The 19,623-nt window shown below is 54.3% G+C and carries 15 protein-coding genes and 4 tRNA genes; all 19 read left to right on the top strand.

The features are described from left to right. The first annotated feature begins 236 nt into the window (after positions 1 to 236). Complete coding sequence (birA, locus tag GHN92_RS11365; RefSeq protein ID WP_095019088.1) at positions 237 to 1,184, top strand: bifunctional biotin--[acetyl-CoA-carboxylase] ligase/biotin operon repressor BirA; 948 nt, start codon at positions 237 to 239, stop codon at positions 1,182 to 1,184. Then, positions 1,174 to 1,917: a pantothenate kinase gene (locus GHN92_RS11370; protein WP_095019087.1), complete on the top strand. Its 744-nt coding sequence runs from the start codon at positions 1,174 to 1,176 to the stop codon at positions 1,915 to 1,917. The genes birA and GHN92_RS11370 overlap by 11 nt, the downstream gene beginning before the upstream one ends. A 7-nt stretch (positions 1,918 to 1,924) precedes the next feature. Further along, positions 1,925 to 2,401, top strand: a complete 477-nt coding sequence (locus tag GHN92_RS11375) for a hypothetical protein (RefSeq protein ID WP_153380183.1) — start codon at positions 1,925 to 1,927, stop codon at positions 2,399 to 2,401. Between the two features lie 110 nt (positions 2,402 to 2,511). After that, a tRNA-Tyr gene (locus GHN92_RS11380) sits at positions 2,512 to 2,596 on the top strand. A 25-nt stretch (positions 2,597 to 2,621) separates the two neighbouring features. Then, positions 2,622 to 2,695: transfer RNA gene (locus GHN92_RS11385), tRNA-Gly, on the top strand. Between the two features lie 26 nt (positions 2,696 to 2,721). Continuing rightward, positions 2,722 to 2,797, top strand: a tRNA-Thr gene (locus GHN92_RS11390). 245 nt (positions 2,798 to 3,042) lie between these two features. After that, positions 3,043 to 3,118: transfer RNA gene (locus GHN92_RS11395), tRNA-Trp, on the top strand. Between the two features lie 45 nt (positions 3,119 to 3,163). Next, a complete protein-coding gene (gene secE, locus GHN92_RS11400; RefSeq protein ID WP_016779165.1) occupies positions 3,164 to 3,532 on the top strand; it encodes a preprotein translocase subunit SecE in 369 nt (122 codons plus the stop codon). Positions 3,533 to 3,541: 9 nt separating this feature from the next. Then, the gene (gene nusG, locus GHN92_RS11405; protein WP_026014126.1) at positions 3,542 to 4,075 is read left to right on the top strand and encodes a transcription termination/antitermination protein NusG; all 534 of its coding nucleotides are present in this window, start codon (positions 3,542 to 3,544) and stop codon (positions 4,073 to 4,075) included. Positions 4,076 to 4,191: 116 nt separating this feature from the next. After that, on the top strand, positions 4,192 to 4,623 hold the full coding sequence (rplK, locus tag GHN92_RS11410) for a 50S ribosomal protein L11 (RefSeq protein WP_008008888.1): 432 nt from the start codon (positions 4,192 to 4,194) through the stop codon (positions 4,621 to 4,623). Beyond that, entirely contained in the window at positions 4,623 to 5,318 is a 696-nt protein-coding gene (rplA, locus tag GHN92_RS11415) for a 50S ribosomal protein L1 (RefSeq protein ID WP_016779167.1), read from the top strand. The genes rplK and rplA overlap by 1 nt, the downstream gene beginning before the upstream one ends. Before the next feature lie 197 nt (positions 5,319 to 5,515). Further along, on the top strand, positions 5,516 to 6,016 hold the full coding sequence (gene rplJ, locus GHN92_RS11420; protein ID WP_016779168.1) for a 50S ribosomal protein L10: 501 nt from the start codon (positions 5,516 to 5,518) through the stop codon (positions 6,014 to 6,016). A gap of 80 nt (positions 6,017 to 6,096) precedes the next feature. Then, complete coding sequence (gene rplL / locus GHN92_RS11425; protein ID WP_016779169.1) at positions 6,097 to 6,462, top strand: 50S ribosomal protein L7/L12; 366 nt, start codon at positions 6,097 to 6,099, stop codon at positions 6,460 to 6,462. Between the two features lie 219 nt (positions 6,463 to 6,681). Further along, positions 6,682 to 10,755 carry a DNA-directed RNA polymerase subunit beta gene (rpoB, locus tag GHN92_RS11430; protein ID WP_016779170.1) on the top strand — a complete coding sequence of 1,358 codons (4,074 nt, stop codon included), beginning with the start codon at positions 6,682 to 6,684 and terminating at the stop codon, positions 10,753 to 10,755. 64 nt (positions 10,756 to 10,819) lie between these two features. Next, the gene (gene rpoC / locus GHN92_RS11435) at positions 10,820 to 15,019 is read left to right on the top strand and encodes a DNA-directed RNA polymerase subunit beta' (RefSeq protein ID WP_094999501.1); all 4,200 of its coding nucleotides are present in this window, start codon (positions 10,820 to 10,822) and stop codon (positions 15,017 to 15,019) included. A gap of 216 nt (positions 15,020 to 15,235) precedes the next feature. Continuing rightward, complete coding sequence (gene rpsL / locus GHN92_RS11440; protein WP_002555494.1) at positions 15,236 to 15,607, top strand: 30S ribosomal protein S12; 372 nt, start codon at positions 15,236 to 15,238, stop codon at positions 15,605 to 15,607. Positions 15,608 to 15,730: 123 nt separating this feature from the next. Further along, on the top strand, positions 15,731 to 16,201 hold the full coding sequence (gene rpsG, locus GHN92_RS11445) for a 30S ribosomal protein S7 (RefSeq protein WP_016779172.1): 471 nt from the start codon (positions 15,731 to 15,733) through the stop codon (positions 16,199 to 16,201). A 30-nt stretch (positions 16,202 to 16,231) separates the two neighbouring features. After that, the gene (gene fusA, locus GHN92_RS11450; RefSeq protein WP_094999500.1) at positions 16,232 to 18,337 is read left to right on the top strand and encodes an elongation factor G; all 2,106 of its coding nucleotides are present in this window, start codon (positions 16,232 to 16,234) and stop codon (positions 18,335 to 18,337) included. A gap of 35 nt (positions 18,338 to 18,372) precedes the next feature. Then, positions 18,373 to 19,566 (top strand): elongation factor Tu, encoded by a 1,194-nt coding sequence (tuf, locus tag GHN92_RS11455; protein ID WP_016779174.1) that lies wholly within the window; start codon positions 18,373 to 18,375, stop codon positions 19,564 to 19,566. Positions 19,567 to 19,623 lie beyond the last annotated feature (57 nt).

Below are 19,623 nucleotides of genomic sequence, written 5' to 3' on the forward strand. Positions count from 1 at the left end.
ATGGTAGTGTGGGGTTTCCCCATGTGAGAGTAGGTCATCGTCAAGATTAAATTCCAAACCCCCTGTCTGCTCACGCATACAGGGGGTTTGTTTTTGTGGGCAGAAAAGCGGTCGCAAGCTTCAAGCTGTGTGCTCTCGGCTTGCCCCAAGCTGTTAGCTTGCTGTGTGCGCGGGGTTTCTATGCAATGGCGCCGCTCATGGCTATCATGCGTGCCTCATTGTGAGGCGATACATGCATGCTGACGTTGTTGAAACTCCTCAAAGATGGTCGATTCCACTCAGGGCAAGCGCTTGGTGCTGCACTTGGCGTTAGCCGCAGTGCAGTCTGGAAGCAGCTCCAGCTTTTGGAATCAAACCTGAACCTGTCGATTCATAAAGTTCGTGGTCGTGGCTATCAGTTAGCTGCACCGCTTGAACTCCTTGAGCAGGACCAGTTGACTGCCAGCCCATGGCCTGTCTCGATTCATGATTCATTAGACTCCACTAATGCCGAGGCCTTGCGCGCGATCGACAGTGGCACTGCGGCGCCGTTTGTTGTTACGGCTGAGCGGCAAACTGCTGGTCGTGGACGAAGAGGCCGCAAATGGGTCAGTCCTTTCGCAGAAAATATCTACTACAGCCTTGTTCTTCGCATGGATGGCGGGATGCGCCAGCTTGAAGGGCTTAGCCTTGTGGTTGGTCTGGCAGTACTGAGTGCGCTTCGCGGGGTGGGAATATCTGACGCCGGCCTCAAATGGCCAAATGATGTGCTCGTAGGCAACAAGAAAATTGCCGGCATTTTGCTTGAGTTGGTCGGCGATCCGGCTGATGTGTGTCATGTGGTTCTGGGGATCGGCATTAACGTCAATATGCGGGTGGCCAGCGAGGTAGATCAGGCCTGGACCTCGGTATTTCTCGAGTCAGGTCATTCGGTAAACCGCAATGCGCTGATTTCGAAACTCAACGATAGCCTGCTGGTGTATCTGAATCGCCATGCTACCGAGGGCTTTTCGGCATTGCAGGCGCAGTGGGAGCAAAACCACTTGTGGCAGGGTCGTGAAGTCTCTCTGATAGCTGGAGTGCACCAGGTGGATGGCACTGTCATGGGTATTGATCAGCAGGGCGCGCTGCGCATGAGTGTCAATGGCGAAGAGAAAGTGTACAGCGGCGGTGAGCTTAGCTTGAGGTTGCGCCATGATTCTTGAGATGGACTGTGGCAACAGTTTTATAAAGTGGCGTGCCCTTGACGCGGGGGTGGCGGTGGGTGGGGGCGTAGTTGACTCTGATGCTGCGCTGCTGGCCGCGGTGTTGGCCGTTCCGGGGTTGAACATCACCCACTGCCGGTTGGTCAGTGTGCGCAGTGATGATGAGACATCGAGCCTGGTGGCCTCCATCGTGACGACCTTTGGTGTGGCTGCACAGTGCGCGCAGCCTGCAAGGAGTGCCGCAGGTGTGAGTAACGGTTATGAGGAGTTTGCCCGTTTGGGGCTCGATCGCTGGCTTGCCGTGGTTGGTGCTTTTGAGTTGGCGAAGAGCGCGTGCCTGGTACTGGATTTCGGCACGGCGGTAACGGCGGACTTCGTGGCTGCTGACGGTCAGCACCTGGGCGGGTTTATTTGTCCTGGGATGCCCTTGATGCGCGATCAGTTGCGTACTCATACACGCCGTATCCGGTATGACGACCTCTCTGCGGAGCAGGCCTTGCTCCAGCGTACGCCCGGGCGTACGACGGTTGAGGCTGTTGAGCGTGGGTGTTTGTTGATGCTGCGGGGCTTTGTGATGACCCAGCTGGAATTGGCGCGCGAGTACTGGGGAGAAGACTTTGAAGTTTTTCTTACCGGCGGTGACGCAAGCCTGGTAAAGGATATGGTTCCAGAAGCGCGCTTGGTGCAAGACCTGGTATTTGTCGGTTTGGCGGTAGTTTGTCCCCTTCCTTGAGGTTTCTATGCGTTGGCTGTTTCTGCTGCTGGTTGTACTGAATGTCTTTTATTACATATGGCACCAGCAAGAGGCTCCGTTGAGGGCCAAAGAAGTTGTTTCCTTGTCTTTGTACAAGGGCAGTCATCAGGGCATACGTCTGCTTGGCGAGGTGCCGCCGGCAGGTCGGGGAGGTGCAGTCGCCATTGACCAGGCGCTGAGTGCCGAATGCATGTTTTTAGGCAATTTACCTGCGCAAGAACAGCTGCACGGCCTGCAGCGCAGGTTGTCTGAGATGGGGATAGCATCTACGCAAGTCGAAGGTGAGCAGGCTGAAATGCCTGGCTATGCCCTCAAGATCAGCCCGCAAGGCACTGCTGCGGCCAGTGAAATGGTTTTGCAGAACCTTGTTAATGAATTCAATGGGTTAAAATACAAAAAAATGCGCTGTGAGGGCTTGCAGGTACCCGATAGTTTGCATAGAATGGCGCCCGCTCCACAGTGAACGCCGAACAGGCTACTAGGTGTGAAGCGAGTCAAGTTGCTAACTTCCTGATTTAATTGAAGAAAGTGGTTGACATAAGGTTGGAATGATGTAGAATTCTAACCAGCTCAGGAGGGGTTCCCGAGCGGCCAAAGGGATCAGACTGTAAATCTGACGTCTACGACTTCGAAGGTTCGAATCCTTCCCCCTCCACCATATTTAAGCTAGAGCAGCAAGATTTGCGGGTGTAGTTTAGTGGTAGAACCTTAGCCTTCCAAGCTAATGATGCGGGTTCGATTCCCGCCACCCGCTCCAGTCTAGCTGTTTTCGCGACATGTTTTGCTCTTGTAGCTCAGTTGGTAGAGCACACCCTTGGTAAGGGTGAGGTCAGCGGTTCAAATCCGCTCAAGAGCTCCATATAACAAGGCAGATATGAAAATATCTGCCTTTGTTTTAACAGGTGCATAGCCTGTCTGGGGTGTTTGCTGGTGGCGCTGTTTTTAGGTGTCGCTGCCCTGGTTGGTTGTTACGGTTGTGAGTAGCTCGCATTCTGCTATTCGCTGGCAATTCTCTGCTTGGACAGGGTTGATTGCAAAAGTAATTGCGCTTGTTGTTGAAAAGTCTCTCTCGTGTCGGCATAATCCGCGGCTCGATAATGTTTTAGGTCAGTAGCTCAATTGGCAGAGCGACGGTCTCCAAAACCGTAGGTTGGGGGTTCGATTCCCTCCTGACCTGCCAGATTCGCTCATTGCGTCTGGCTTTCTTTTCACAGGATCCTCTTTGATGACTCCCAAGGCTGAAGTTCAAGGCTCTCGCTTCGATCTCCTCAAGTGGCTTGTAGTGGTAGCTCTTGTGGTGGTTGGCGTTGTTGGGAATCAGTATTATTCTGGTTCGCCGATCCTGTATCGCGTCATTGCACTTCTTGTGATTGCTGCTGTTGCTGCCTATGTGGGCTTGCAGACGGCAAAAGGCAAGTCGTTCGCTGTCCTGGTAAAGGAAGCTCGTACTGAGATTCGTAAAGTCGTATGGCCAACTCGCCAAGAAACTACGCAGACCACGTTGATCGTGGTGGCTGTTGTTCTTGTTATGGCGTTGCTGTTGTGGGGTTTGGATTCCCTGCTCGGCTGGCTCGTTTCCTTGATTGTTGGCTAAGGGTGTCCCGTGGCTAAGCGTTGGTACGTAGTGCATGCTTATTCGGGTTACGAAAAGCATGTTATGCGCTCTCTGATAGAGCGTATTAAGCTGGCAGGCATGGAAGATGGCTTCGGCGAAATTCTGGTTCCCACTGAAGAAGTGGTTGAAATGCGTAATGGCCAGAAGCGCAAAAGCGAACGCAAGTTCTTCCCTGGTTATGTGCTGGTTCAGATGGACATGAGCGAAGGGACTTGGCACTTGGTCAAGGACACTCCGCGTGTCATGGGCTTCATTGGTGGTACTGCTGATAAACCGGCACCTATCACTGATAAAGAAGCAGAAGCAATTCTGCGTCGCGTAGCTGATGGCAGCGACAAGCCCAAGCCGAAAACACTGTTCGAGCCGGGCGAAGTTGTCCGTGTTACCGACGGTCCGTTTGCCGATTTCAATGGCACGGTCGAAGAAGTTAACTACGAAAAGAGCCGCATTCAAGTGGCGGTGCTCATTTTCGGTCGCTCTACTCCGGTAGAGCTAGAGTTTAGCCAGGTCGAAAAGGTCTAGTTAAACACGAATCCCAACCCCATGGCCTAGGCTGTGGGGTTTTGTCGTCACTGGGATAAACGCGCAAGTAACCGGGGAGCCTCTTTAGGCGATTGAACCCGTAATTGGAGTGCCTCATGGCTAAGAAGATTACCGCTTACATCAAGCTGCAAGTGAAGGCCGCTCAGGCTAACCCAAGCCCACCTGTTGGTCCGGCTCTGGGTCAGCACGGCGTGAACATCATGGAATTCTGCAAGGCTTTCAACGCCCGTACTCAGGGTATTGAGCCAGGCCTGCCGACTCCAGTGATCATCACTGTATACAGCGACCGTAGCTTCACGTTCGAAACCAAGTCGACCCCTGCTTCGGTTCTGCTGAAGAAGGCTGCCGGTCTGACTAGCGGTTCCGCTCGTCCAAACACCGTTAAGGTTGGCACTGTAACTCGTGCTCAGCTGGAAGAAATCGCGAAAACCAAAAACGCGGATCTGACTGCAGCTGATATGGAAGCAGCCGTGCGTACTATCGCCGGTTCTGCTCGTAGCATGGGCCTTAACGTGGAGGGTGTGTAATGGCTAAGCTGACCAAGCGTCAAAAGGCAATCGCCGGTAAAATCGAAGCTGGCAAGTCTTACAATTTTGTAGACGCTGCTGCTTTGCTGGCTGAGCTGTCGACTGTAAAATTCAGCGAGTCTTTCGACATCGCCGTTAACCTGGGCGTAGACCCACGTAAATCTGACCAGGTTGTTCGTAGCGCTACTGTGCTGCCACACGGCACTGGCAAGACTGTACGTGTTGCTGTGTTCACTCAGGGTCCAGCTGCTGAAGCTGCTCTGGCTGCCGGCGCTGATCGCGTTGGTATGGACGACCTGGCTGCCGAAATGAAAGGCGGCGACCTGAACTACGACGTAGTTATTGCATCCCCGGACGCAATGCGTGTTGTTGGTCAGTTGGGTCAGATCCTGGGCCCACGTGGTCTGATGCCTAACCCTAAGGTTGGTACTGTAACTCCAGACGTAGCCACCGCTGTTAAGAACGCGAAGGCTGGTCAGGTTCGTTATCGCACCGACAAAAACGGTATCATTCACACTTCCGTTGGCAAGATCGGCTTCGACGCCGTTCAGCTGAAGGAAAACGTTGAAGCCCTGATCGCTGATCTGAAGCGTATCAAACCAGCTTCCTCGAAAGGTATTTATGTTAAGCGCGTAACCCTGAGCACCACTATGGGCCCGGGCCTGGTCATCGACCAGGGTTCCCTGGACGCGTAAGACAAAATTGGCGCAGTCAAATGCGCCAATTGAAAGATTGGGGTCCCTGCCTGGCGGGGGCTATCCAAGACCGTAGGCGGCGAAAGCCTTAAACCTCAAGCCTACGCAGATGGTGCTCCCGGTTCCTTACCGAATCAGACACCAAAACGACATCAGGCCTCGGCCAGATGAAACGGTAACAAGCAGGAGTTAAACCCGTGGCAATTAAACTCGAAGACAAGAAGGCCATCGTCGCTGAAGTCAACGAGGCTGCCAAAGTTGCCCTGTCCGCTGTTGTGGCTGATGCCCGCGGTGTGACAGTAGGCGCTATGACCGGACTCCGTAAAGAGGCTCGTGAAGCTGGCGTTTACGTACGTGTTGTACGTAACACCCTGCTCAAGCGCGCTGTTGCTGACACTGAATACAGTGTTCTCAACGACGTGTTCACTGGCCCGACCTTGATTGCATTCTCGCAAGAACATCCGGGCGCTGCTGCTCGTATCTTCAAAGAGTTCGCAAAAGGTCAGGATAAGTTCGAGATCAAGGCAGCTGCGTTCGAGGGCAAGTTCCTCGCAGCTAATCAGATCGACGTACTGGCAAGTCTGCCGACCCGTGACGAAGCAATTTCTCAGCTGATGAGCGTGATTCAAGGCGCTACCAGCAAATTGGCTCGTACTCTGGCGGCCCTTCGCGACCAGAAAGAAGCTGCTGCAGCCTAAGGCTGAGCGACTCCTTTCAGCGTTTATTGTTTATTTCGATGGCCGCGTAGGCTGTCACCCCAATACAGGAATTTATAGTCATGTCTCTGACTAACGACCAAATCATCGAAGCAATCGGCGAAAAATCCGTTCTGGAAATCGTTGAACTGATCAAAGCAATGGAAGAGAAGTTCGGCGTTTCCGCTGCTGCTGCTTCTGCTGGTCCTGCTGCTGCCGCTGCTGTTGTTGAAGAGCAAACTGAATTCAACGTTATGCTGCTGGAAGCTGGCGAGAAGAAAGTTAACGTGATCAAGGCTGTTCGTGAGCTGACTGGTCTGGGCTTGAAAGAAGCCAAGGCAGTAGTTGACGGCGCTCCAGCTATGGTACTGGAAGCTGTTGCTAAAGAAGCAGCTGACAAAGCCAAGGCTACCTTGGAAGAAGCAGGCGCTAAAGTCGAGCTGAAGTAAGCATCGACCTTGCGTTTCCAGCCCAGGCGTTAAGCTGAGGCTGATGGCTGGTGGCTCTTGCCACCGGCCTTTTTCCGTTATTGGCAGCCGACTAGGTTGGTGCCTTTAACGTGCTGTAACCACCCTGTGCGGTGGAGCAAACCAAGGGGTTTGCACGATTTTCTGGCTGCTCCCGTCGGGAGAGGCCAAACAAGCAGGTGACCAAGCTGGGGAACGCTGATGGCTTACTCATATACTGAGAAAAAACGTATCCGCAAGGACTTTAGCAAGTTGCCGGACGTCATGGATGTGCCGTATCTCTTGGCAATCCAGCTGGATTCGTATCGTGAATTCTTGCAGGCGGGAGCGACTAAAGATCAGTTCCGCGACGTGGGCCTGCATGCGGCCTTCAAATCCGTTTTCCCGATCATCAGCTACTCCGGCAATGCTGCGCTGGAGTACGTCGGTTATCGCTTGGGCGAACCGGCATTTGATGTCAAAGAATGCGTGTTGCGTGGCGTAACGTACGCCGTACCTTTGCGGGTAAAAGTTCGTTTGATCATTTTCGACAAAGAATCGTCGAACAAAGCGATCAAGGACATCAAAGAGCAAGAAGTCTACATGGGTGAAATCCCCCTGATGACTGAAAACGGTACCTTCGTAATCAACGGTACCGAGCGTGTAATTGTTTCCCAGCTGCACCGTTCCCCGGGCGTGTTCTTTGACCACGACCGCGGCAAGACGCACAGCTCCGGTAAGCTGCTTTATTCCGCGCGTATCATTCCTTACCGTGGTTCGTGGCTCGACTTCGAGTTCGACCCGAAAGACTGCGTGTTCGTGCGTATTGACCGTCGTCGCAAGCTGCCTGCATCGGTATTGCTGCGCGCGCTGGGTTATACCACTGAGCAAGTGCTGGACGCGTTCTACACCACCAACGTGTTCCACGTTCAGGGTGAGAGCATCAGCCTGGAGCTGGTTCCACAGCGTCTGCGCGGTGAAATCGCGGCCATCGATATTACCGATGACAAAGGCAAGGTGATTGTTGAGCAGGGTCGTCGTATCACTGCCCGTCATATCAACCAGCTGGAAAAAGCCGGTGTCAAAGAGCTCGTTATGCCTCTGGACTATGTCCTGGGTCGCACAACGGCCAAGGCTATCGTGCATCCGGCTACTGGCGAAATCATTGCTGAGTGCAACACCGAGCTGACCACTGAAATCCTGGCAAAAGTTGCCAAGGGCCAGGTTGTTCGCATCGAAACGTTGTACACCAACGATATCGACTGCGGTCCGTTTGTCTCCGACACGCTGAAGATCGACTCCACCAGCAACCAACTGGAAGCGCTGGTCGAAATCTATCGCATGATGCGTCCAGGCGAGCCGCCAACCAAAGACGCTGCCGAGACTCTGTTCAACAACCTGTTCTTCAGCCCTGAGCGCTATGACCTGTCTGCGGTCGGCCGGATGAAGTTCAACCGTCGTATCGGTCGTACCGAGATCGAAGGTTCGGGCGTGTTGTGCAAAGAAGACATCGTTGCCGTGCTGAAGACCCTGGTCGACATCCGTAACGGTAAAGGCATCGTCGATGACATCGACCACCTGGGTAACCGTCGTGTTCGCTGTGTAGGCGAAATGGCCGAGAACCAGTTCCGCGTTGGCCTGGTACGTGTTGAGCGTGCGGTCAAAGAGCGTCTGTCGATGGCTGAAAGCGAAGGCCTGATGCCGCAAGACCTGATCAACGCCAAGCCTGTGGCTGCGGCGGTGAAAGAGTTCTTCGGTTCCAGCCAGCTGTCCCAGTTCATGGACCAGAACAACCCTCTGTCCGAGATCACCCACAAGCGCCGTGTTTCTGCACTGGGCCCGGGCGGTCTGACGCGTGAGCGTGCGGGCTTTGAAGTTCGTGACGTACACCCGACTCACTACGGCCGTGTTTGCCCTATTGAGACGCCGGAAGGTCCGAACATCGGTTTGATCAACTCCCTGGCTGCCTATGCGCGCACCAACCAGTACGGCTTCCTCGAGAGCCCGTACCGTGTAGTGAAAGACGCACTGGTAACTGACGAGATCGTTTTCCTGTCCGCCATCGAAGAAGCTGATCACGTGATCGCTCAGGCCTCGGCCACGATGAACGACAAGAAAGTGCTGATCGACGAGCTGGTTGCTGTTCGTCACTTGAACGAATTCACCGTCAAGGCGCCGGAAGACGTCACCTTGATGGACGTTTCGCCGAAGCAGGTTGTTTCGGTTGCAGCGTCGCTGATCCCGTTCCTGGAACACGATGACGCCAACCGTGCGTTGATGGGTTCCAACATGCAGCGTCAAGCTGTACCAACCCTGCGCGCTGACAAGCCGCTGGTAGGTACCGGCATGGAGCGTAACGTAGCGCGTGACTCCGGCGTTTGCGTCGTGGCTCGTCGTGGCGGCGTGATCGACTCTGTTGATGCCAGCCGTATCGTGGTTCGTGTTGCTGATGATGAAGTTGAAACTGGCGAAGCCGGTGTCGACATCTACAACCTGACCAAATACACCCGTTCCAACCAGAACACTTGCATCAACCAGCGTCCGCTGGTGCGCAAGGGTGACCGTGTACAGCGTAGCGACATCATGGCTGACGGCCCGTCCACCGATATGGGTGAACTGGCGCTGGGTCAAAACATGCGCATCGCGTTCATGGCCTGGAACGGTTACAACTTCGAAGACTCCATCTGCTTGTCGGAACGAGTTGTTCAAGAAGACCGCTTTACCACGATCCACATTCAGGAACTGACCTGTGTGGCACGTGACACCAAGCTTGGGCCTGAAGAGATCACTGCAGACATCCCTAACGTGGGTGAAGCTGCACTGAACAAACTGGACGAAGCCGGTATCGTTTACGTAGGTGCTGAAGTTGGCGCCGGCGACATTCTGGTAGGTAAGGTCACTCCGAAAGGCGAGACCCAGCTGACTCCGGAAGAGAAGCTGTTGCGTGCCATCTTCGGTGAAAAAGCCAGCGACGTTAAAGACACTTCCCTGCGCGTACCTACCGGTACCAAAGGTACTGTTATCGACGTGCAGGTCTTCACCCGTGACGGCGTTGAGCGTGATGCTCGTGCACTGTCGATCGAGAAGACCCAGCTGGACGAGATCCGCAAGGATCTGAACGAAGAGTTCCGTATCGTTGAAGGCGCTACCTTCGAACGTCTGCGCTCTGCTCTGGTTGGCCGCATTGCCGAAGGTGGTGCCGGTCTGAAGAAAGGTCAGGAAATCACCAATGAAATCCTGGACGGTCTTGAGCATGGTCAGTGGTTCAAACTGCGCATGGCTGAAGATGCTCTGAACGAGCAGCTTGAAAAGGCTCAGGCTTACATCATCGATCGCCGTCGTCTGCTGGACGACAAGTTCGAAGACAAGAAGCGCAAACTGCAGCAGGGCGATGACCTGGCTCCAGGCGTGCTGAAAATCGTCAAGGTTTACCTGGCAATCCGCCGTCGCATCCAGCCGGGTGACAAGATGGCCGGTCGTCACGGTAACAAGGGTGTGGTCTCCGTGATCATGCCGGTTGAAGACATGCCGTACGATGCCAATGGCACCCCGGTTGATGTGGTCCTCAACCCGTTGGGCGTACCTTCGCGTATGAACGTTGGTCAGATTCTCGAAACTCACCTGGGCCTCGCGGCCAAAGGTCTGGGCGAGAAGATCAACCTCATGATTGAAGAACAACGCAAGGTCGCTGACCTGCGTAAGTTCCTGCATGAGATCTACAACGAAATTGGCGGTCGTCAAGAAAGCCTGGATGACTTCTCCGATCAGGAAATCCTGGATCTGGCGAAGAACCTTCGCGGCGGTGTGCCAATGGCTACCCCGGTGTTCGACGGTGCCAAGGAAAGCGAAATCAAGGCAATGCTTCGTTTGGCAGACCTGCCAGACAGCGGCCAGATGGTGCTGACTGATGGTCGTACCGGCAACAAGTTCGAGCGTCCGGTTACCGTTGGCTACATGTACATGCTGAAGCTGAACCACTTGGTAGACGACAAGATGCACGCTCGTTCTACCGGTTCTTACAGCCTGGTTACCCAGCAGCCGCTGGGTGGTAAGGCACAGTTCGGTGGTCAGCGTTTCGGGGAGATGGAGGTCTGGGCGCTGGAAGCCTACGGCGCGGCATACACTCTGCAAGAAATGCTCACAGTGAAGTCGGACGATGTGAACGGCCGTACCAAGATGTACAAAAACATCGTGGACGGCGATCACCGTATGGAGCCGGGCATGCCCGAGTCCTTCAACGTGTTGATCAAAGAAATTCGTTCCCTCGGCATCGATATCGATCTGGAAACCGAATAACACGTGACGCGAATCGAGAGCGGGGCTGTATGGCCCGCTCTCTGCTCCGCCAGGAGGAAAGGCCTTGAAAGACCTACTGAATTTGCTGAAAAACCAGGGTCAAGTCGAAGAGTTCGACGCCATCCGTATTGGATTGGCATCGCCTGAGATGATCCGTTCGTGGTCGTTCGGTGAAGTTAAAAAGCCGGAAACCATCAACTACCGTACGTTCAAGCCTGAGCGTGACGGCCTGTTCTGCGCCAAGATCTTTGGCCCGGTAAAGGATTACGAGTGCCTGTGCGGTAAGTACAAGCGCTTGAAGCACCGCGGTGTGATCTGTGAGAAGTGTGGCGTTGAAGTCGCACTGGCCAAGGTCCGTCGCGAGCGCATGGCTCACATCGAACTGGCTTCGCCAGTGGCTCACATCTGGTTCCTGAAATCGCTGCCGTCCCGTATCGGCTTGCTGATGGACATGACCCTGCGTGATATCGAACGCGTTCTCTACTTCGAGAGCTATGTCGTTATCGATCCGGGCATGACCACTCTGGAAAAAGGTCAGCTGCTGAACGATGAGCAGTACTTCGAAGCGCTGGAAGAGTTCGGCGACGACTTTGATGCCCGCATGGGTGCTGAAGCTGTCCGTGAACTGCTGCACGCTATCGACCTGGAGCACGAGATTGGCCGTCTGCGTGAAGAAATTCCGCAAACCAACTCTGAAACCAAAATCAAGAAGCTGTCCAAGCGCCTGAAGTTGATGGAAGCCTTCCTGGGCTCCGGCAACCTTCCGGAGTGGATGGTTCTGACCGTTCTGCCGGTTCTGCCGCCAGATCTGCGTCCTCTGGTACCGTTGGATGGCGGTCGTTTCGCGACTTCCGACCTCAACGACCTGTACCGTCGAGTGATCAACCGTAACAACCGCTTGAAGCGTCTGCTTGATCTGTCCGCTCCGGACATCATCGTGCGCAACGAAAAGCGTATGTTGCAAGAAGCGGTCGACGCACTGCTCGACAACGGCCGTCGTGGTCGCGCTATCACCGGTTCGAACAAGCGTCCTCTGAAATCCCTGGCTGACATGATCAAGGGTAAGCAAGGTCGTTTCCGTCAGAACTTGCTCGGTAAGCGTGTTGACTACTCGGGTCGTTCGGTAATTACCGTAGGTCCGACCCTGCGTCTGCACCAGTGCGGTCTGCCGAAGAAAATGGCTCTCGAGCTGTTCAAGCCGTTCATTTTCGGCAAGCTGGAAATGCGTGGTCTTGCTACCACCATCAAAGCCGCCAAGAAGATGGTTGAGCGCGAGTTGCCGGAAGTGTGGGACGTTCTCGCTGAAGTTATCCGCGAACACCCGGTTCTTCTCAACCGTGCACCGACCCTTCACCGTCTGGGTATCCAGGCGTTTGAACCGGTACTGATCGAAGGTAAAGCTATCCAGCTGCACCCTCTGGTCTGTGCTGCGTACAACGCCGACTTCGACGGCGACCAAATGGCCGTGCACGTACCGCTGACACTGGAAGCCCAGTTGGAAGCGCGCGCGTTGATGATGTCGACCAACAACATTCTGTCGCCAGCCAACGGTGAGCCAATCATCGTTCCGTCGCAGGACGTTGTATTGGGTCTGTACTACATGACGCGTGAAGCGATCAACGCCAAAGGCGAAGGTCGTGTATTCGCTGACTTGCAGGAAGTTGACCGTGTATTCCGTGCCGGCGAAGCCGCACTGCACGCCAAGGTCAAGGTTCGTATCAACGAAACCGTCAACGACCGTGATGGCGGCAGCGTGACCAACACCCGTATCGTCGACACCACTGTCGGCCGTGCGCTGTTGTTCCAGGTTGTGCCAAAAGGTTTGTCGTACGACGTCGTCAACCTGCCGATGAAGAAAAAAGCGATCTCCAAGCTGATCAACCAGTGCTACCGCGTGGTTGGTTTGAAAGAGACCGTGATCTTCGCTGACCAGTTGATGTACACCGGTTTTGCTTACTCGACCATCTCCGGCGTTTCCATCGGTGTTAACGACTTCGTTATCCCGGATGAAAAAGCTCGCATCATCGCTGCTGCAACCGATGAAGTGAAAGAGATCGAAAGTCAGTACGCCTCCGGCCTGGTAACCCAGGGCGAGAAGTACAACAAGGTAATCGACCTTTGGTCGAAAGCTAACGATGAAGTTTCCAAGGCGATGATGTCCAACCTCTCGAAAGAGAAGGTAATCGACCGCCACGGCAACGAAGTCGAGCAAGAATCGTTCAACTCGATGTACATGATGGCCGACTCCGGCGCACGGGGTTCTGCTGCGCAGATCCGTCAGCTGGCCGGTATGCGTGGTCTGATGGCCAAGCCGGACGGTTCCATCATCGAAACGCCGATTACTGCGAACTTCCGTGAAGGTTTGAGCGTACTTCAGTACTTCATCTCGACTCACGGTGCTCGTAAGGGTCTGGCGGATACCGCCTTGAAAACAGCTAACTCCGGTTACCTGACACGTCGTCTGGTAGACGTTGCACAAGATCTGGTTGTGACTGAAGTTGACTGCGGTACCGAACACGGTCTGCTGATGACTCCGCACATCGAAGGCGGCGACGTTGTTGAGCCATTGGGTGAGCGCGTACTGGGTCGAGTAATCGCCCGTGACGTATTCAAGCCGGGCACCGAGGAAGTTATCGTTCCTGCAGGCACCCTGGTTGACGAGAAGTGGGTTGAATTCATCGAGCTGAACAGCATCGACGAAGTGATCGTGCGCTCGCCAATCAGCTGCGAAACCCGTTTCGGTATCTGCGCCAAGTGCTACGGCCGTGATCTGGCTCGTGGTCACCAGGTGAACATCGGTGAAGCTGTCGGCGTTATCGCTGCCCAGTCGATCGGTGAGCCGGGTACACAGCTGACCATGCGTACGTTCCACATCGGTGGTGCGGCAAGCCGGACCTCCGCTGCTGACAGCGTTCAGGTGAAGAATGGCGGTACTGTCCGTCTGCACAACCTGAAGCACGTTGAGCGTGTAGATGGCTGCCTGGTTGCAGTATCCCGTTCCGGTGAGCTGGCCATTGCTGATGACTTCGGTCGTGAGCGTGAGCGTTACAAGCTGCCGTACGGCGCCGTGATTTCGGTTAAAGAAGGTGACAAGGTTGACGCTGGCTCTATCGTAGCCAAGTGGGATCCTCACACTCACCCAATCGTTACCGAAATGAAAGGTACCGTGACCTACGTGGGCATGGAAGAAGGCATCACGATCAAGCGTCAGACTGACGAATTGACCGGTATGACCAACATTGAAGTACTTGATGCCAAAGACCGTCCAGCTGCCGGCAAGGACATTCGTCCAGCCGTCAAGATGGTGGGTGTTGATGGCAAGGATCTGCTGTTGCCAGGTACCGACGTACCGGCTCAGTACTTCCTGCCAGCTAACGCCTTGGTCGGTGTAGCGGATGGTGCGGAAATCGCGATCGGTGACGTTATCGCTCGTATTCCGCAAGAAACTTCGAAAACTCGAGACATCACCGGTGGTCTGCCACGGGTTGCTGACTTGTTCGAAGCCCGTCGTCCGAAAGAAGCCTCGATTCTGGCTGAAGTCAGCGGCACCATCGCGTTCGGTAAAGAAACCAAAGGCAAGCGCCGTCTGGTTATTACCCCGAACGACGGTACTGATCCGTACGAAGAGCTGATTCCAAAGTGGCGCCACCTGAACGTCTTCGAAGGCGAACAAGTGAACCGCGGCGAAGTTATCTCCGACGGTCCAAGCGATCCACACGACATCCTGCGTCTGCTGGGTGTGAGTGCGCTGGCCAAGTACATCGTTAACGAGATCCAGGACGTTTACCGTCTGCAAGGCGTAAAAATCAACGATAAGCACATCGAGACCATTCTGCGTCAGATGCTGCGTAAAGTTGAGATTGCCGAGTCTGGCGATTCCACCTTCATCAAGGGCGACCAGATGGAGTTGACGCAGGTATTGACCGAGAACGAGCGTCTGGGCAACGAAGACAAGTTCGTGTCCAAGTTCACTCGCGTCCTGCTGGGTATCACCAAGGCGTCGTTGTCGACTGAATCGTTCATCTCGGCGGCCTCTTTCCAGGAGACCACTCGAGTACTGACCGAAGCGGCGGTAACCGGCAAGCGCGATTACCTGCGCGGCCTGAAAGAAAACGTTGTCGTGGGTCGTCTGATCCCGGCAGGTACCGGTTTGGCATACCACAGCGAGCGTAAGCGCCGCCGTGAGGCTGACAAGCCGTTGCGCGTAAGCGCCAGTGAAGTGGAAGCTGCACTGACCGAAGCGCTGAACTCGAGCGGTAACTGAGTTCTGCGGTAAATGATGGGCGGGCCCCGGCAGTTCCGTTCATCGAATCGAGACAATTTGTCTGGGTTTGATGAGTGGAAGTGTCGGGGCCTTGCCTTGACTGGGGGCAAGATCCTCTTTAGACTCTTGTACCCCTAAATTTGGCGGGAATTCGTTCCTGCCATTTTGCTTTTCTTGCAAGACAATAGCGTCGCAAGACAACAGTGGAGCTAGTAGATGGCAACTATCAACCAGCTGGTACGTCAGCCGCGTAAGCGTATCGTCGAGAAATCCGACGTACCTGCGCTGCAAAACTGCCCGCAACGTCGTGGCGTATGCACCCGTGTGTATACAACTACGCCGAAAAAACCTAACTCGGCACTGCGTAAAGTATGCCGTGTGCGCCTGACCAACGGTTTCGAGGTTTCCTCGTACATCGGTGGTGAAGGTCACAACCTGCAAGAACACAGCGTGGTACTGATTCGTGGCGGTCGTGTAAAAGACTTGCCAGGTGTTCGTTACCACACCGTTCGCGGCTCTTTGGATACTTCCGGCGTTAAAGGTCGTAACCAAGGTCGTTCGAAGTACGGTACCAAGAAGCCGAAGTAGTCTTCGGTTTCCGGTAAATAATGCAGATTTCTTTTTTTCTGAGTCGATAAGAGTAAGGTCGGACCTGCATCCCTGGGGTGTAATGGTTCCGAGCTAACCTGAAGACCGTTTGAGGGCTTATCCATGCCAAGAAGACGCGTAGCAGCCAAGCGCGAAGTGCTTGACGATCCAAAATACGGAAGCCAAATTCTGGCCAAGTTCATGAACCACGTGATGGAAAGCGGCAAAAAAGCCGTTGCCGAGCGTATCGTTTATGGCGCGCTGGAAAAGGTTAAAGAACGCAAGAACAGCGATCCCCTGGAACTCTTCGAGAAAGCTCTCGACGCCATCGCTCCGCTGGTCGAAGTGAAGTCGCGCCGTGTAGGCGGTGCTACTTACCAGGTTCCGGTCGAAGTTCGCCCGTCCCGTCGTAACGCCCTGGCAATGCGCTGGTTGGTAGACTTCGCCCGCAAGCGCGGCGAGAAGTCTATGGCTCTGCGTTTGGCTGGCGAACTGTTGGACGCTGCCGAAGGTAAAGGTGCTGCTGTTAAGAAGCGTGAAGACGTGCACCGTATGGCCGAAGCTAACAAAGCTTTCTCGCACTACCGCTTCTAATTTCAGCTTCACTAATTTTGCGAGGGCTTTATGGCTCGTACTACTCCGATTAGTCGCTACCGTAACATCGGTATCGTCGCTCACGTGGATGCTGGTAAAACCACCACCACCGAGCGCGTACTGTTTTACACTGGCAAAAGTCACAAAATGGGCGAGGTGCATGATGGCGCCGCGACCACAGACTGGATGGTTCAGGAGCAGGAGCGTGGTATTACCATTACTTCTGCTGCCATTACCGCCTTCTGGAAAGGTTCTGCCAAGCAGTACAAGGACGAGCACCGCTTCAACGTAATCGATACCCCGGGCCACGTTGACTTCACTATTGAAGTTGAGCGTTCCCTGCGTGTACTCGACGGCGCTGTCGTTGTGTTCTGTGGTACCTCGGGCGTTGAGCCTCAGTCGGAAACCGTATGGCGTCAAGCCAACAAATACGGCGTTCCACGTCTTGTTTACGTAAACAAGATGGACCGTGCTGGTGCCAACTTCCTGCGCGTTATCGAGCAGATCAAGAAGCGTCTGGGCCACACTCCAGTTCCAATCCAGTTGGCTATCGGTTCCGAAGACAACTTCCAGGGTCAGATCGATCTGATCAACATGGAAGCTGTGTACTGGAACGATGCTGACAAAGGTATGGTTCCTGTTCGCAAAGAAATTCCAGCTGAGCTGAAAGATCTTGCTGACGAGTGGCGCGACAACATGGTTCAGGCTGCGGCCGAAGCCAATGAAGAGCTGATGAACAAGTACCTCGAAGGTGAAGAATTCACCATCGCGGAAATCAAGGCGGCTCTGCGTCAGCGTACTATCGCTGGTGAGATCGTCCTGGCTGTTTGCGGTTCTTCCTTCAAGAACAAGGGTGTTCCCCTGGTTCTCGACGCCGTTATCGACTTCCTGCCTGCTCCGACTGATATTCCTGCCATCAAGGGTACTGACCCGGATGACGAGACTATCGAGCTGGAGCGTCATGCAGACGACAACGAGCCGTTCTCGGCTCTGGCGTTCAAGATCGCTACCGACCCATTCGTGGGTACCTTGACCTTCGTCCGTGTTTACTCGGGCGTGTTGAACTCCGGCGACGGCGTAATCAACTCGGTTAAGGGCAAGAAAGAGCGCGTGGGTCGTATGGTGCAAATGCACGCAAACGCCCGTGAAGAAATCAAGGAAGTACGCGCTGGTGACATCGCGGCCTTGATCGGCATGAAGGACGTCACCACTGGTGAGACTTTGTGCAACGCTGACAAGCCAATCATTCTGGTTCGTATGGACTTCCCGGAGCCGGTTATTTCGGTTGCCGTAGAGCCTAAGACCAAGGATGACCAGGAAAAAATGGGTGTTGCACTGGGCAAGCTTGCTCAGGAAGATCCATCTTTCCGCGTTAAAACTGATGAAGAGACTGGTCAAACGATCATCTCTGGCATGGGCGAGCTGCACCTGGACATCCTGGTTGACCGGATGCGCCGTGAGTTCAACGTCGAAGCCAACATCGGTAAGCCTCAGGTTTCGTATCGTGAGCGCATCACGAAGAACTGTGAGATCGAAGGCAAGTTCGTTCGTCAGTCCGGCGGTCGTGGCCAGTTTGGTCACTGCTGGATTCGTTTTGCACCTGCTGACGAAGGTCAGGAAGGTCTGCAGTTCGTGAACGAAGTGGTAGGTGGTGTGGTTCCTAAGGAATACATCCCGGCTATCCAGAAGGGTATCGAAGAGCAGATGAAGAACGGTGTTGTTGCCGGCTATCCGCTGATCGGCCTGAAGGCTACCGTGTTTGATGGTTCTTACCACGACGTCGACTCCAACGAGATGGCGTTTAAGGTGGCTGCTTCCATGGCGACCAAGCAACTGGCTACCAAAGGTGGCGGTGAGCTGCTTGAGCCGATCATGGCGGTAGAGGTTGTTACACCTGAAGACTATATGGGTGACGTGATGGGCGACTTGAACCGTCGTCGCGGCATGATCCAGGGTATGGAAGATACGGTCTCCGGCAAAGTAATTCGTGCTGAAGTACCGTTGGGTGAAATGTTCGGTTATGCGACCGACGTTCGTTCCATGTCCCAGGGTCGCGCAAGCTACTCTATGGAATTCAAAAAATACGATACAGCTCCGGCGCACATCGTCGAAACTGTTACTAAAAAACAAGGCTGATTTAGTTCAGTCCTTTAGGCAAGGAGTTAATTGTCGTGGCTAAAGAAAAATTTGATCGTTCCCTACCGCACGTCAACGTTGGCACTATCGGTCACGTTGACCATGGTAAAACCACGCTGACTGCAGCTCTGACCCGTGTTTGCTCCGAAGTTTTCGGTTCGGCAATCGTTGACTTCGATAAAATCGACAGCGCGCCAGAAGAAAAAGCTCGTGGTATCACGATCAACACTGCGCACGTTGAATACAACTCGCACATTCGTCACTACGCTCACGTTGACTGCCCAGGTCACGCTGACTATGTGAAGAACATGATCACCGGTGCTGCTCAGATGGACGGCGCTATCCTGGTTTGTTCGGCCGCTGATGGTCCGATGCCACAAACCCGTGAGCACATCCTGCTGTCCCGTCAGGTTGGCGTTCCGTACATCGTGGTTTTCCTGAACAAGGCTGACCTGGTAGACGACGCTGAGCTGCTGGAACTGGTTGAGATGGAAGTTCGTGACCTGCTGTCGACTTACGACTTCCCAGGCGACGACACTCCGATCATCATCGGTTCGGCTCGTATGGCGCTGGAAGGCAAAGACGACAACGAAATGGGCACCACTGCCGTTCGTAAACTGGTTGAAACTCTGGATACCTACATTCCAGATCCAGTACGTGTTATCGACAAGCCGTTCCTGATGCCAATCGAAGACGTATTCTCGATCTCCGGTCGCGGTACTGTTGTAACTGGTCGTATCGAGCGCGGTATCGTTCGCGTTCAAGATCCGCTGGAAATCGTTGGTCTGCGTGACACTACTGTTACCACCTGCACCGGCGTTGAAATGTTCCGTAAGCTGCTCGACGAAGGTCGTGCGGGCGAGAACTGCGGCGTGCTGCTGCGCGGCACCAAGCGTGACGACGTTGAGCGTGGCCAGGTTCTGGTTAAGCCAGGCTCGGTTAAGCCACACACTACCTTCGAAGCTGAAGTGTACGTGTTGAGCAAAGAAGAAGGCGGCCGTCACACTCCGTTCTTCAAAGGCTACCGTCCTCAGTTCTACTTCCGTACAACTGACGTAACTGGTAACTGCGAACTGCCGGAAGGCGTTGAGATGGTAATGCCGGGCGACAACATCAAAATGGTTGTTACCCTGATCAAAACCATCGCAATGGAAGACGGTCTGCGTTTCGCAATCCGTGAAGGCGGTCGTACCGTTGGCGCTGGCGTTGTAGCCAAAATCATCGCGTAAGTGATGATTGCCTGAAAAAAGCCCCCGCTCAGCGGGGGCTTTTTTTATTGAGTTGAC

The organism is Pseudomonas sp. FSL R10-2964 (assembly GCF_009600035.1).
Lineage (GTDB): Bacteria > Pseudomonadota > Gammaproteobacteria > Pseudomonadales > Pseudomonadaceae > Aquipseudomonas > Aquipseudomonas bubulae.